Source organism: Streptomyces phyllanthi (assembly GCF_009377205.1).
GTDB lineage: Bacteria > Actinomycetota > Actinomycetes > Streptomycetales > Streptomycetaceae > Streptomyces > Streptomyces phyllanthi.
The window spans coordinates 1-13,893 of sequence record NZ_VJZE01000057.1 but is presented as its reverse complement, the minus strand read 5'-3'; the positions used below and the strand labels follow the sequence as shown (position 1 = coordinate 13,893).

Annotated in this window: 11 protein-coding genes; 10 read left to right on the top strand and 1 reads right to left on the bottom strand. The window is 70.6% G+C overall.

The genetic code is table 11. The annotated features are described in order from the left end of the window. Positions 1-64 precede the first annotated feature (64 nt). Positions 65-4,033, bottom strand: coding sequence for a type VII secretion protein EccCa (eccCa, locus tag FNH04_RS11525; RefSeq protein ID WP_322722930.1), 3,969 nt, complete (start codon positions 4,031-4,033; stop codon positions 65-67). Between the two features lie 237 nt (positions 4,034-4,270). Here eccCa and eccD point away from each other — a divergent pair, with 237 nt between their 5' ends. The 10 genes from eccD to FNH04_RS11475 all read left to right on the top strand — a co-directional run. Continuing rightward, the gene (eccD, locus tag FNH04_RS11520) at positions 4,271-5,656 is read left to right on the top strand and encodes a type VII secretion integral membrane protein EccD (RefSeq protein WP_194236635.1); all 1,386 of its coding nucleotides are present in this window, start codon (positions 4,271-4,273) and stop codon (positions 5,654-5,656) included. A 350-nt stretch (positions 5,657-6,006) separates the two neighbouring features. Continuing rightward, positions 6,007-7,542: a type VII secretion protein EccB gene (gene eccB, locus FNH04_RS11515; RefSeq protein ID WP_152783108.1), complete on the top strand. Its 1,536-nt coding sequence runs from the start codon at positions 6,007-6,009 to the stop codon at positions 7,540-7,542. Between the two features lie 46 nt (positions 7,543-7,588). Beyond that, positions 7,589-7,918, top strand: coding sequence for a WXG100 family type VII secretion target (locus tag FNH04_RS46495; protein WP_194236634.1), 330 nt, complete (start codon positions 7,589-7,591; stop codon positions 7,916-7,918). A gap of 116 nt (positions 7,919-8,034) precedes the next feature. Continuing rightward, positions 8,035-8,364 carry a WXG100 family type VII secretion target gene (locus tag FNH04_RS11505; RefSeq protein ID WP_152783106.1) on the top strand — a complete coding sequence of 110 codons (330 nt, stop codon included), beginning with the start codon at positions 8,035-8,037 and terminating at the stop codon, positions 8,362-8,364. Between the two features lie 180 nt (positions 8,365-8,544). Continuing rightward, positions 8,545-9,618, top strand: coding sequence for a thrombospondin type 3 repeat-containing protein (locus FNH04_RS11500; protein ID WP_152783105.1), 1,074 nt, complete (start codon positions 8,545-8,547; stop codon positions 9,616-9,618). A 6-nt stretch (positions 9,619-9,624) separates the two neighbouring features. Continuing rightward, the gene (locus tag FNH04_RS11495) at positions 9,625-10,914 is read left to right on the top strand and encodes a hypothetical protein (protein ID WP_152783104.1); all 1,290 of its coding nucleotides are present in this window, start codon (positions 9,625-9,627) and stop codon (positions 10,912-10,914) included. Positions 10,915-11,046: 132 nt separating this feature from the next. Then, complete coding sequence (locus tag FNH04_RS11490; protein WP_152783103.1) at positions 11,047-11,493, top strand: hypothetical protein; 447 nt, start codon at positions 11,047-11,049, stop codon at positions 11,491-11,493. A 148-nt stretch (positions 11,494-11,641) separates the two neighbouring features. Continuing rightward, on the top strand, positions 11,642-12,145 hold the full coding sequence (locus FNH04_RS11485; RefSeq protein ID WP_152783102.1) for a YbaB/EbfC family nucleoid-associated protein: 504 nt from the start codon (positions 11,642-11,644) through the stop codon (positions 12,143-12,145). A 3-nt stretch (positions 12,146-12,148) separates the two neighbouring features. Next, the gene (locus FNH04_RS11480; protein ID WP_152783101.1) at positions 12,149-12,601 is read left to right on the top strand and encodes a hypothetical protein; all 453 of its coding nucleotides are present in this window, start codon (positions 12,149-12,151) and stop codon (positions 12,599-12,601) included. A 40-nt stretch (positions 12,602-12,641) separates the two neighbouring features. Continuing rightward, the coding region (locus FNH04_RS11475; RefSeq protein ID WP_152783100.1) for a WXG100-like domain-containing protein at positions 12,642-13,893 on the top strand (1,252 nt) is incomplete at its 3' end.

Below are 13,893 nucleotides of genomic sequence, written 5' to 3'. Positions count from 1 at the left end.
TGCCGACGAGTCGGGCGGAGGGCCGCGCACCCTCCGGTGCGTGGCCCTCCGCCCTCGCGGTTCCCTACTCCGCCGACTCCGCCAGCCCCGTCTGCACGAGTACCGGCGCCGCCCGGCGGGTGATGAGCTGGGCGCGGCCCACAGGGAGTTTCTTCGGGGGGACGCTGTTCAGGAAGTTGCCTTCCTCGCGGCCGCAGGAGAACAGGAGCGAGGAGCAGCCGAGTTCCATCAGCCGCCGTACCACCGGGTCCGCCATACCGCGCATCGCGCCCGCCGAACTGCGGGCGATCACCAGGTGGAGCCCGATGTCGGCGCCCTGCGCGAGCAGGTCCACCAGCGGGGTCAGCGGCTGGTTCGCCGGGGTCGCCAGCAGGTCGTAGTCGTCGATCAGCAGGTAGAGGCGGGGCCCCTGCCACCAGTCGCGCAGGGGGAGCCGGTCCGGGGTGATGTCGGCGCCGGGCACCCGCTTGGCCAGGGAACCGGCGGCCTCCTTCACCAGGCCCCCGAGGGTGGCGCCGGACACCGCGTAACCCAGCTGGTACTCCTTCGGCACCGCGTCGTACAGATTGCGCCGCGTGTCCGCGAGGACAACCCGCGCCTCGTTCGGCGAGTACCGGTCGGCGATCGCCTTCGCGACCAGCTTCAGCATGTTCGTCTTGCCGGTCTCCGTCTCACCGACGACGAACAGGTGCGGGCTCTGCTCGAAGTCGTGCCACATCGGCCGCAGCCCGGTCTCCTCCAGACCGAGCGTCATCCGCATGTCGCCCGCCACGGACGGCAGTTCGGCGGCCCGTACGAGCGGCGGCAGCAGCTTGATCTGCGGGGCGGACGGCCCGTGCCAGGCCTTCGCGACCGCCTCGACCAGATCCCGGTGCGCCTCCGACAGGCCCTCCCCGCTCTCGACCCCGTCGATCCGCGGCACCGCGGCGAGGAACTGCAGCCGCTCCGGCGTCAGACCGCGGCCCGGCACCTTCGGAACCAGCGCCGCCGCCTTGGAGTTGATGTCCGAGTCGATCGCGTCACCCATCTTCAGTTCGAAGCGGGTGCCCATCGCGTCGCGCAGCCACGGCCGGAAGTCCATCCAGCGGCCGGAGGTGACGATCAGATGCACGCCGTAGCCGAGACCGCGGGTGCAGATCTCCTGGACGGCGCCCTCCAGCTTGTCGAACTCGCCGCGCATCGTCACCCAGCCGTCGATCACCAGGAACACGTCGCCGTACGGGTCCTGGTCCAGGAAGCGCCCGGCCCTGCGCGCCTTGCGGTACTCGGCGACGGACTCGATGCCGTGCTCGCGGAAGAACTCCTCGCGGCGGTCCAGCAGCCCGACCACCTCGTTGACCGTACGGGTCACCCGGTCGACGTCCAGCCGGCCCGCGACGCTGCCCACATGCGGCAGCCCGCGCAGCGAGGACAGCGAGCCACCGCCGAAGTCCAGGCAGTAGAACTGCACTTCGCGCGGGGTGTGGGTGAGGGCGAGCGCCGTGACCAGCGTACGGGCCAGGGTGCTCTTGCCGCTCTGCGTGGCGCCGACGATCGCCACATGGCCGTCGCCGCCCGCCAGGCTCGCCGTCATCACGTCACGGCGCTGCTCCAGCGGCCTGTCGACGATACCGACCGGCACGTGCAGTCCGCCCCTGCCCTCCCAGCCGGCCGTGGTGAGACCGAGGTCGCCCGCCTCGGCGAGCGGCGGCAGCAACCGGTCCAGCGTGGGCGGCTCGTCCAGCGGCGGCAGCCACACCCGGTGCGCGGGCGGACCCTGGTCCACCAGCCGGTCCACGATGACGTCCATCATCGACTCGGTGGTCTCCTCCGGCTCCTCGACCGGCGCGGTCTCGGCGGGCCGCAGGATCCGCGGCTCGACGTACCGCGAGGTGAAGGGCACCACCTGCTGCTCGATCACCGCCTGGCGGCGGGCGCCGCGCACGGCGGTGGAGCGGTACGGGCCCGAGACGTACGCGGCACGGAAGCGCAGCAGCGTCTCGGTGTCGGTCTTGACGTAGCCGTGGCCCGGTGCCGACGGCAGATTGTGTGCGTCCGGAACGCCGAGCACCGCACGGGACTCGGACGCGGAGAACGTCCGCAGACCGATGCGGTACGACAGATGCGACTGCAGGGCGTGGATCTTGCCCTCCTCCAGCCGTTGCGAGGCCAGCAGCAGATGCACCGCGAGCGACCGCCCGAGCCGCCCGATCATCACGAACGTGTCGATGAACTCCCTTTTCTGGGACAGCAGTTCACTGAACTCGTCGACGACGATGAAGAGCGAGGGCAGCGGGTCCAGCGGAGCGCCGGCCGCCCTCGCCTTCTCGTAGTCGAAGACCGAGCTGTAGTTGCCCGCGGCACGCAGCAGCTCCTGCCGCCGGTTCATCTCCGACTGCAGCGCCTCCTGCATACGGTCCACCAGCGGCAGTTCGTCGGAGAGGTTGGTGATCACGGCCGAGGTGTGCGGCAGCCGGTCCAGACCGAGGAAGGTCGCGCCGCCCTTGAAGTCGACCAGCACGAAGTTGAGCGCCTCGGAGGAGTGCGTGGCCGCCAGGCCCAGCACCAGGGTGCGCAGCAGCTCCGACTTGCCGGAACCGGTCGCCCCGATCAGGATCCCGTGCGGGCCCATACCACCCCGCGACGCCTCCTTGATGTCGAGGTCCACCGGCTCGCCGTGCTCGGAGATACCGATCGGGATCCGCAGCTGGTCCAGGACCGAGCGGGGCCGCCAGCTGATCGCCGGGTCCAGCCGCTTGGCGTCGCCCAGACCGAGCAGCGTGGGCAGTTCGAAGTCCGTGGCCTGCGGTTCGGAGGCGTCGGTGCCGCCGCCGAGCCGGTACGCGGTCATGAGCCGCGCCAGCTTGGCCGCGCGGCCCGTGGAGAGGGTGTCCGGCGCGCAGATCTCCGTGAACACGTCGGTGCCCGCCTGGTTCCTGGTGATCCGCTCGATCGCGGACGGGGACACCTTCAGCCGCAGCACGAAACGGTTGTCACGGCGCGGAAGGCAGTCCGCGAGGTCGATCACCACACCGTTGCGGTAGCCGCTGGTGACGGCCTGCACCCCGGCCGGGATCGCCGCGCCGTCCACCACGATCACCAGGAACGGCTCGTCCGCCGACACCTCCGCCTTGGGCTCGAAGCCCGGCCGCTCGCGCAGCTTCTCACCGCCCAGCAGCTCCTCCATCCGGGTGAAGTCCCCGGTGATGAGCCGTACCGGCCCGGCCGCGTCCGTCCCCGTCGGGTGCGCGGCGTGCGGCAGCCACTTGGCCCACTCCCACTCCTCGGCCTCCCGGCCGTCCGTCAGGATGCCGATCCGCAGATCGTCGGGCGAGTGGAAGACGGCCAGATGCGCGAGTACGGCCCGGACCAGTCCGCGGGCCGCGTCCTTGTCGCCGTCCATCAGGACATGCGCGAAACCGCGCAGGAACGCGGAGGCCGGGGTGCCGGGCACCTTGCCGTACGCCTCGACGAAGCGCCGCAGGGCATGGCTGCTCACCGGCTCCAGGTCCTCCACCGGGGCGGACTGCGGGGGCGTCAGCCGCACCCCGAGCGGCTGGGTGCCCACGCCGAGCCGTACCTCGCCGAAGTCGGGGTGCGAGGGGCGCCGCTCCCACAGCCGCTTGCTCATGGCCGCCGACCACAGCCCCTCGGGGTCGGGGAACTGCCAGAACTGGTGGCGGCGCTGCTGGTCGGCGGCCCTGCGGACCTGCCTGCGGGTCTGCGCCAGATAGCGGAGGTAGCCACGGCGTTCGGCGCGCAGTTTGCGCTTGCGCTCCAGTGGGCCCCGCACCAGGTTCAGGACGAGCATCAGGACGCCGGAGATGCCCATCGCCGCGATCATCACGTAGCGGATACCGGCGTTGATGCCGGGGATGACGAACATCATGCCCATCGACGCGAAGGACATCAGCATGGGCAGGAAGCCCATCACCGCCTGGAATCCGCCGGGCTCCAGCTCCGGCAGCGGGGGCGGGGTCTGCAGATCGATCTCGCCCTGCGGCAGCTCCGGAGCCGAGCGACGCGCGGGGCGGCGGAAGAGCACGGTGGACACCTGGTCTCCAATCGGTAGCGCGCGTCCGGTGTGCGCATGCGGGGTGTACGTACGCGGTGTGCGCACCCGGTGTGCGCGCCTGGATCACGACGCCTGCAACACGGACGGAAGGCGTCAGCGGATCACTTCGATCGCGTGAAGTTCGCGCGTATTCGCGCGCATCCGGGGCCGCCGACGGGGGCGGGACTTTTTCCCGATCGCGCTGAACCGGTCCCCGGGAGGTCTCGTGTAGTGGCCGTGAACAGCAACGTGACCAACGATCTGTGTCGGCTGATGCTCGTGACACCCTCGACGTCTCTCGAGGTCGCCGTCCCGTCGGACGTCCCGCTGTACGACCTGCTTCCGACCCTGCTCTCCTACGCGGGGCCGGATCTGGCGGACGCCGGGGTGGAGCACGACGGGTGGGTGATCCAGCGTCTCGGCGAGCCCCCGCTCGACGAGGAACGCACCCTCGCCATGCTCGCCGTCCGCGACGGCGACACCCTCCATCTGCGGCCCCGCAGGGCCGAGTTGCCCGTCATCGACTACGACGACCTGATCACCGGGGTCGCCGACGGAGTCAGCCGCCGCCCCGACCGGTGGCGGGACTCCATGACCCGACGACTGTTCCTCGTCCTGATGTCGCTGGCCCTGGTCACCGATCTCGCGGTGCTGTGGCTCGACGGCCCCCCGCTCGCCCGGGCGGGCACGGCGGGCGTCGTCACCCTGATCCTGCTGGCCACCGCCGCGGTCTGCTCCCGGCTGACCGGCGACGGTACGGCCGCCGGACTCCTCGGACTCGCCGCCGTACTCTTCGCCGCGCTCGCCGGATACGCGGTGACGCAGCCACCGGGCGGCGGAACCGGCGCGCCACAGCTCCTGGCCGCCGGAGCGGCGGCACTGATCGCCGTGCTGGTGGCGATGGGACTCGTCGCACGCTGGCTGCCCGCGTACGCGACGGCCCTGGCGGCCTCCTGCGCGCTCACCCTCGGCGGACTGCTCTCGATGGCGGCCGGGTTGAACCGTACGGAGTGCGCGGCCGTTGTCCTGGTGGTGGCGCTGGTCTTCAACGCCACCGTCCCGATGACCGCCTTCCGGCTCGCCGATCTGCGGCTGCCCCTGCTGCCCACCAACAGCGAGGAGCTCCAGCAGGAGATCGAACCGGAGCGTGCCGCCCGGCTGCTGGAGCGGGCGGTGGTCGCCGACCAGTACATGACGGCGCTCTTCACGGCCGTCGGCCTGGTCAGCGGCTCCGCGCTGCTGGCCCTGGCACCGTCCACGCACTGGGCCTCGCAGACGTTGTACGGCGCGGCCTGCCTCACCCTGCTGTTGCGCAGCCGGGTGCTGATCGGGGCGGGACAGCGGATCGCCCTGCTGGCGCCCGCGGTCCTCGGGCTGGCCGTGTGGACCGTGGGACTCGCCTCCGCACTGTCGCCCACACTGCGGCTGGCGGGACCGGTGGTCGCGCTCACGCTGATCGCGGGGCTCCTGCTGGTGTCGGCCGCGGTGCTGCCGGGCCGCCGGCTCGTCCCGTACTGGGGCAGGGCCGCGGAGATCGGCGAACTGCTCACCGGCCTCACGATGCTGCCCGCGCTGCTGGCGGTGCTCGGGGCTTACGACTGGGCCCGGGCCCTGTTCGGCTGAGGCCGGGACGGGTTGGGTCGGTGCTCGGGCGGGTGTGGCCGGTGCTCGGGTGGTGCGGTCGGTGCTCGGGCGGGTGTGGCCGGTGCTCGGGTGGTGCGGTCGGCGTTCGGGCGGGTCTGGCTGATGCCGGGATGGTCCGGCTGAGGACTGGGCGGTTCGGCTGAGGCCGGAATGAAGGGGCAGCCCGGCCAGGCCCGGGGGTCCGGCTCGCACTCGATGACGTGTGTTGTCCGGCTCGGCGATGCGTGCTGCCCGCCGACGCCGCGGTGCCGCATGCCCGGAGGCGGGCGCGAGGGCCGTAACCGCCCCATAGCGAAGCAATCCTGACGGAGAATCAGAGGTAGATCGAGATGCAGACGCGCCGGGATCAGGTCCAGGCCCATCTCTTCACACTCAGCCGGATCACTGCTGGGCTGACCCGCGGTGAGCCGGACGCCCCCGAGACGCCGATGCGCCGTTTCAGCCTCGGCACCATGGCCGGAGCCATGCTCGGTGTGGTCGCCCTGGGCGGCTTCGCGGCCTTCGGATTCATCTCGCCGGGCAGCAGCAAGGCCTTCCAGAAGGAAGGCACCCTGGTCCTCGTCAAGGAGACCGGCAGCCGCTATCTGTACCTCAGCGGCGCCCTGCACCCCGTCACCAACTACTCCTCCGCGCTGCTGATCACCGGGCAGAGCGCCCTGAAGCCGCAGACCGTCAACGCCAAGGCGATCCAGGACGTGCCGCGCGGCCCGACCGTCGGCATCGTCGGCGCCCCGGAGGGCCTGCCGTCCGCCCGCAACCTGGACCGCGGTGCCTGGGCGGTCTGCTCGGCCGAGACCGACGACGGCCAGGGCGGCACCGCCCCGCTCGTCACCGCCTACGTCGGCGGCAGGCCCGCGGCGCTGCGGGACCTGGGAGAGGACGAGGCGCTCAGCGTACGGGGCCCGGACGGCACGTCCTTCCTCGCCTGGACCGACCGCCGCTTCGAGGCCCCCAACCGCAACGCGCTCACCGCCCTCGGCTTCGCCAACGTCTCCGCCTTCCCCGTGGGGGACGCCTGGCTCAACTCCCTTGCCGCCGGCCCCGACCTGACCCAGACCGACATACCGAACCGCGGTGAGCCGGGCGTCACGGTCGGCGGGCTGGACACCCGGATCGGGCAGGTGCTCCAGGACGACGCCAACGGCAACTTCTTCCTCGTATGGGGCGAGGGCATCACCCCGCTCACCCGCACCGAGGCCACGCTCGTGCTCGGCGATCCGCGCACCGCGCCCGCCTACCCGGACGGCAACCCGATCGCCCTCAAGGCGAACTCGGCGGCCATCGCCCAGACCGCGCTCACCGACCGCAAGCTCAACGAGGCCGGACTGCCGCCGGACCCGCCGACGCCGGTGGGCGACCCGGGCACCGGCTCCACCCTGCCCTGCGTACGGATCAAGCCGGGCTCCGGCGCGAACGGCGAGGCGACGGTACGGGTCGCGGTGCGCGAGTCGGCCGACGGCGCCGGAGCCCCGCCGCAGGCCGGTCTCGAGCGGCCCGACGCACCGGCGGCCGACGGCGGCACCCTCGCCGACCGCGTGGTCGTACCGGCGGGACGCGGTGTCCTGGCCCGCGAGCAGTCCACGGCGGGTGACACCAGCCCCACCCTCTTCCTGATCACCGACTCGGGCGCCAAGTACCCGCTGGCCACGCCCGATGTCGCCAAGACCCTCGGCTACGACGCCGCCTCCGCGGTGCCGGTGCCGAGTCAGGTCCTGGCGCTGGTCCCCACGGGACCCGTCCTGGACCCCGAAACGGCGAAGCGGCCGCTGGCGGCCGATCCGGGCACGGCGCCCGGAGCGCCGGCGGCCACCGAGCCGGAACCTTCCGAATCGCCGGATCCCTCCGGCACCCCCGGAAGCCAGTGACCCCGGGGCACCGCCGGGTGCCCCGGACCTACCGAAGGAGCCAGACATGGCACAGAACTCCGCCGATTTCGCCGGAATGCAGACGGGCCTGGAGCTGATCGTGCAGACGGGCAACGACCTGCGCAAGCAGCACGGCGAGGCCAAGGCGACCGTCGACTCGCTGCGGCAGTACTGGTCGGCGAGCTCCGCCAACACGTTCCAGGGCATCATGCAGCGCTTCGACGCGGACATGGTCACCATGCTCGACGCGCTGGAGACCATCGAGGACAAGCTCCTCGACACCCTCAACATCCAGATCCAGGCGAACCAGGAGACCGAACTGGCCGTGTCGGAGGTCCAGAGGGCCCTCGAGGCGCTGGGCCAGCCGAAGCTCTGACCCCCGGCTCCGCCCGGCCGTGACGGGCGACCCCGATCCACCACCGACCACCCCGGACAGCAACCGAGGTGACCGGACAACCACCGATATGACGACCGATGTAAGGAGAACAGACCATGCCTATCAACGCCGACTACAACGGTGACGGATTCATCTCCAACGGCGAGGCGATGCGGGGCGCGATGGACGCCGTCATTGCCGCCAGCAACGCCGTGGGCCAGAGCCTGGACTATCTGGAGGGGGAAATCTACAAGACCCTCGCCGGCTGGGAGAGCGAGGGCGTGGACGGCGGCGCCAAGAAGGTCTACACGGACAACCAGGCCCGCTGGGACGCGGCGGCCAAGGACCTGCAGGGCTTCCTGACCGTCGCCGGCCAGGGCATCGGCCAGGTGGCCGACATCTACCAGCAGCAGGACCTGCAGGCCATGAGGACGCTCGGCGGCTGAGCCGCGGTCCGTACCGCATCGGCGCTCCGCCCGTGGTGAACGGACCGTTCGTGCACGGCCGTTCACCACGGGCGCGCGGAGGCCGCCGCGGGCCCGAGCCCAGGGACATCAGGGAACGCGGGGAACGCGGGGAACGCAAGTAAACCAGTCGGATCACAGGACGGAAGGCGGTACAACGACATGGCATCGGGCAGTTCCGAGATCGCCGTGGAGCCCAGAGACCTCAAGGTCTTCGGTGAGCATCTGAAGGACCTGGCCGCCGAGGGGGTGGCGGAGGCACCCGGGCTGGCCGCCATCCAGCGGAAGGTCCAGGAGATCGTCGTCCCCGACGTGGACCCCGCGTACTTCCCGGGCACCCAGTCCCTCCAGAACACACTCAACTCCGTACGCACCAGCATCGGCGAGGAACTCGGCGCGCTCGCGGACTTCTTCGTCCAGCTCGGCGACGACCTGATCGACGCGAGCGAGAAGTACCGCACGGGCGAGGACATGGCGGAGGCCCAGGCCGACGAGCTGGGCAGGCTGCTGCAGGAGACCTCGGAGTTCATCGACGTACGCGACGCCAAGCTGGCCAAGATCGAGGAGTCGCAGACCGGCGAGAAGTCGGAGAAGACGAACGAGGAGTCGTACCGGGACGACGACGAGGACGACGACGGCACCGTCGACAACCCCAACCTCGACGAGAACGGCGAGGTCATCGATCCCGACGCCGATGGCGACAAGAACGGCGTCAAGGACGGGGACCAGTACGTCGAGGGCGACGCCGACCTCAACGACGACGGAGAACTGTCGACGTTCGAGAAGGAGTACGGCGACAAGGACAACGACGGCAGGCTCGACAACAGGGACGACGCAGAGGGCAACGACCTCGAGGTCGACGACACCCCGGGCGTCGACCCGACGGACCACGACACCAACGACGACGGGGTCGACGACCGGTACGCGCCGGAGAACCTCGGCCACGGCGAGTCGGTCCTCGAGGAGAAGGTGTTCGACCCGGTCAGGGAGCAGAACGAGCAGCCCACCTTCCTCGACGGCGTCGCCGAGTTCGGAGAGGACGTCGAGGAGTTCTTCGACGGCCTGGAGAACGACCAGGACTTCGACGGCAGGCCCGACGACCAGGACGGCAAGATCGAGTTCGTGGACAAGGACGGCAACGGCGTCCACGACAACCTCCAGGACTCCGACGGCGACGGCTACTCCGACGAGATCGAGAACTTCGCCGGGACCGACCCCAACGACGCGAGCAGGTAGGCGGCCATGGCCACGATCACCTTCGAGTTCACCGGCCCGCAGGCCACCGCGACCATCCAGACCACCATGGCCGCGCTCAACACGCTCAACGGCAACCATCAGGTCCGCGGCGGCGACGTGGGCGGCGAAGGCCTCCCCACGTTCACGGGCCGCCAGAGCGGTGGTGGCGGCGCGCCCGTCGCGGGACCGCCGCCCGGAACCCAGGGGCAGCAGACCCGGACGGCGCGGCAGCAGAGCCGCCCCGCGACCGGCAACGTGCCCGGTGGCCCGGGTACGGGGACGGGGACGGGTACCGGCACGGGCACGGGGACCGGCGCCAACAACCTGAACCGGACCCTGCCGGCCGACGCGAACAACCTCACCACGCCTCCGGGTGGCGACCCGTCGACGAAGCTGAGCAGTACCACGCCCCCGGGCGGCAAGCCCGGGACCGGCAACCTCCTCGCCGACACCTCGGAGAACCCCGCCACCGGGAAGGTGGGCGGTATCTCCCCGGGAGCGGCCGGCAAGGTGAACGGGCTGGCCGGGGAAGGCATCGGGCAGCTCCAGGCGCCGCCGACGGGCGGGATCCCGGGCGGGCTGCCGGGCGGCGGCCCCGGAACCTCCCGCCTCACCGGTCCTTCCGGTGACGGTACGGCCGGTCTGCGCACCGGTTCACCGGACGCGAACCTCGGCGGGGCGCGCCCCGGCACGGGCTCGCTGGACCTCGACCAGGCCGACTTCGACCGGCTCGGAAACCTCGCCTCGGACGGCGCCACCCGGCTGTCCGGAGTCAACGACAGCGGCGGCTTCGGCGGTGGCACCGGGGGCGTCACCCTGCCGCCCACCTCGTTCACCGGAGGCGGCCTCGGTGGCGGCCTCGGCGGCGCGGGCACGGTGCGGGTGCCGTCGCTCGGCAGCGGTACGGACGGGCTGTTCGGCGGTGGTGGCGTGGGCGGCGGCGGTGGTGCCGGTCTGCCCACGGGGTCACTCACGGCCGGAGGCATCGGCGGGGGCGGCGGCAGTCTCCTGAGCGGTGGCGCGGGTGGTGCCGGGGCCGGTTCGGCCAGCGGCAACCTGGGCGCGGCCGCCGCCGGCCGGGCGGGCGTGGCGGGCGCGGCGGGCGTTCCGGGTGGAGGAGGCGTGGGCGCTGCGGGTGCCCCGATGATGCCGATGGGAGGCATGGGCGGTATGGGGGGCGCCCAGCAGCAGGGCAAGCAGGAGAACCAGAACCAGTCCCAGACCTGGCTGACCGAGGACGAGGACGTCTGGGGCACCGGCGAGGACTGCCATCCCGGCCAGCTGGGCCGCGACTGAGGACCCGGTGCGAACCCGGACCTGAACCTGGCGCCGGCCGGATACGAGGTCGTACCCGGCCGTATCCGGCAGTACCCGGCCGTATTTGAATGATCAACCTGAAACGATCAGCCCGAAAGGATGTGATCCGGCATGCCTGAAACAGTCTCTTCGGTGGCCCCGCCGTCCCAGGCGGACCTCGACACCCTCAACAAGTTGATCACCGCGATCAACAGTCTCAACGCCGAACCCTACTTCGCCGCGGCCCAGGTCTTCTTCGACGCGTCGGTCATGCTCGGCCAGCTCTCCATGGAGGTGCAGACCAAGGCCGAGTACCTCACCACCGACCAGGGCGGAGCCAAGGGCTGGACGGGCGCGGGCGCCGATGCCTTCAAGAAGGTCGCGGAGGAACTCCGCACGTTCATCATGGAGTTCTCCAACGTGGTCCAGCGCAGGGAGATCCCGACCCGGGACGCGGGGAACGACGTCGTGGAACTGCGGTCGCAGTTCGACCAGATCCTCAGGGCGAACGCCAACAATTTCGGCGGCGGTGACCCGACACGGTCACGGACACCGACGGTGCCGAAGCAATCTGCGTAGCCCGAACCGGTCACGCGATGCGAGAACCACCTCGACCACCTCGCCCGCCCGGCCGCCCCGTTGAACCACTGTCCGCCGGAGCGCGTTGGTCTCCGTGACATGCCCTGACCCGGCGGCCGGGACCGCCGCACCGCGATCGGAGAACGCGATGAAACCCTCGAACGAGGCCCTGCTGAGGGAAATCCAGGCCGACTTCGAACGGACCCGGGACACCTTTCTCGAAGTGCAGCGGAGTATCGGCTCACTCGAATCGACGGCCGAATCCCCGGACCGCATGATGAGCGTGACCGTCGACGCACAGGGCCAGTTGTCCTCCCTCACCTTCCGAGGCACCGGCTACCGCTCCATGGGGCCGGCCCAGCTCGCCGACCTGATCGTGTCGACCGTGCGCCGCGCACAATGCGATCTCCAGACGAAGGCGCAGGCGGCGGTGGCACCGATGCTGACGGACGGCGCGGCGGGCACCTTCGACGGCGACTCGCTCTGGGACCTGCTCCCCGGCTCGGACGACCCCGCGAACGCCGAGTTCTTCAAGTCGCTGCGCGGCGGCTTCGGGACCGAGGACGACGCCGCGGCACCGCCGCCGCGGCGTGGCGGAGACAGCCGGCCGACGCGCCGTACGAAGTCGGCGCTCGACGACGAGGAGGGGTAGTCGGTGGCGGTCATCAAGAACAAGGACGACGACAACGACGAGATCATCTTCGTCCCCTCGCAGATGAGGAACATCGCGCCGGGCTTCGACGATCTCGCCGGTCAGCTGAAGACGATCGGTGATGCCATCGCGTACGTCACCGCCACCCCTGTCGAGGGGGACCCGGCCAACGAGACGTACCAGGCGATCGGCGAGCTGATGAAGGAGGCCAAGAAGGTCATCGACGCCTTTCCGGATGTGGCCGAGGGCATCGGCAACACCGGGGAGATCGTGCGGGGGCTCGCCGACGCGGGCGACATGGCCGAGAGCGGCGCCCAGGACGTGATGATCGGCCTGGACAAGCTGCTGCCGGACGGCACGTTCCTCAGCGACAAGAACAAGAACTCGGGCGCGGCGCCTCCGCCGCCGTCCGATTCGGGCACCGACACCTCGGTGCCGAACGTCGGCAAGCGCTGATCGTCGGCAAGCGCTGATCGTCGACGAGCTCTGATCGTCGATGAGCTCTGACCGTCGGCCGACTCCGATCGTCGGCCGGCTCCGATCGTCGGGTCATCTGCCGGACTCCGGCCGCGCCGCCGTATTTCCTCTCTCCTTTCTTTCGCCACGGAGGACCCTCATGCAGGGCGACATCGACCCGCCGGACTGGCTCGCCGACATACTGGCCACTGTCGCCGGTGAGGACTGGCCCGACGTCAGTGAGATGGACCTGCTCAACCGGGCGCGGGACCTGGAGGAGACGGCGCGCAAACTGGAGGAGATCGGCCCGCGGTTCATGGAGGTGTCGCAGGAAGTCCTCAACATTACCAAGGGGGCGGGAGCGGAGGCCTTCCGGAAGAAGGTCGAGCTGTTCGCCCGGGGCGACGGTACGGAGAAGAACCCGGGTGCCTTTCCGGGGTTGATCGATGCCTCCAAGAAACTGGCCGAAGGCCTTCAGACGGCCTCCAACAACGTCGAGACGGCCAAGATCACCATCATCGGTATGGCGGCGATGGTCTTCGCCGAACTCGTCGCCGCCGCCATTTCCCTGGTCATCTCCTTCGGCGCGGCGGCAGCCGCCGGAGCGGCGCTGATCAAGGGCACCATCATGCTCATCCGCCGCCTGGTCGTGCAGCTCATCAAGTCGATCCTGATGGGCGCGCTGATGATGGCCGGCATGAATTTCATGGCCCAGTTCATCCAGGTGCTCCGGGGCCACCGCGCGAACTTCAACTTCGAGGAGATGGGCAAGCAGGCCCTGCTCGGTGGTGCGTCGGGTCTTCTGGGCTTCGGTATCGGAAAGGGCGTCGGCAAGGTTCTCGGCAAGTTCGGCAAGACCTTCGTGGGCGAGGTCATCAACAACACGCTCACAGAGGGCCTGACCGAGCACGCCCTCGCGAAAATCATTCCGTTGGTCGACGAGGACGCGGAGGAGGACGACCCGGGTCTGTTGCCCTTCGCGGGCGGCGCCGCCGAGAGCATTGCCGAGGGGCTGAACGGCAAGGCCAAGAAGAGCACCAACTACAAGATGCTCAATGTGCCCGTGCCCAGCGTGAACGTCGACATCCCCAACATGAAGGTGGACTTCTACCTGGAGAAGGGGACGCCGACCGGGGCGCCCCTGCCGAGCCCCGGCATCAGTCTGCCGAGCGGCAAGACGGGTCTCTTCGACCCCACCACGGGCCAGATGATCGACACGCCGCCCGGAGTGCAGCCGCCCGAGCCCGAGGTCCCGACCACGCTGCCCGACGCGGCCCCCGGTACCCCGGCCC

Excerpts from the sequence above, each read along its gene's own strand:
- eccB (WP_152783108.1), top strand. The coding sequence starts at position 6,007 with ATGCAGACGCGCCGGGATCAGGTCCAGGCCCATCTCTTCACACTCAGC.
- FNH04_RS46495 (WP_194236634.1), top strand. The coding sequence starts at position 7,589 with ATGGCACAGAACTCCGCCGATTTCGCCGGAATGCAGACGGGCCTGGAG.
- FNH04_RS11505 (WP_152783106.1), top strand. The coding sequence starts at position 8,035 with ATGCCTATCAACGCCGACTACAACGGTGACGGATTCATCTCCAACGGC.
- FNH04_RS11500 (WP_152783105.1), top strand. The coding sequence starts at position 8,545 with ATGGCATCGGGCAGTTCCGAGATCGCCGTGGAGCCCAGAGACCTCAAG.
- FNH04_RS11495 (WP_152783104.1), top strand. The coding sequence starts at position 9,625 with ATGGCCACGATCACCTTCGAGTTCACCGGCCCGCAGGCCACCGCGACC.
- FNH04_RS11490 (WP_152783103.1), top strand. The coding sequence starts at position 11,047 with ATGCCTGAAACAGTCTCTTCGGTGGCCCCGCCGTCCCAGGCGGACCTC.
- FNH04_RS11485 (WP_152783102.1), top strand. The coding sequence starts at position 11,642 with ATGAAACCCTCGAACGAGGCCCTGCTGAGGGAAATCCAGGCCGACTTC.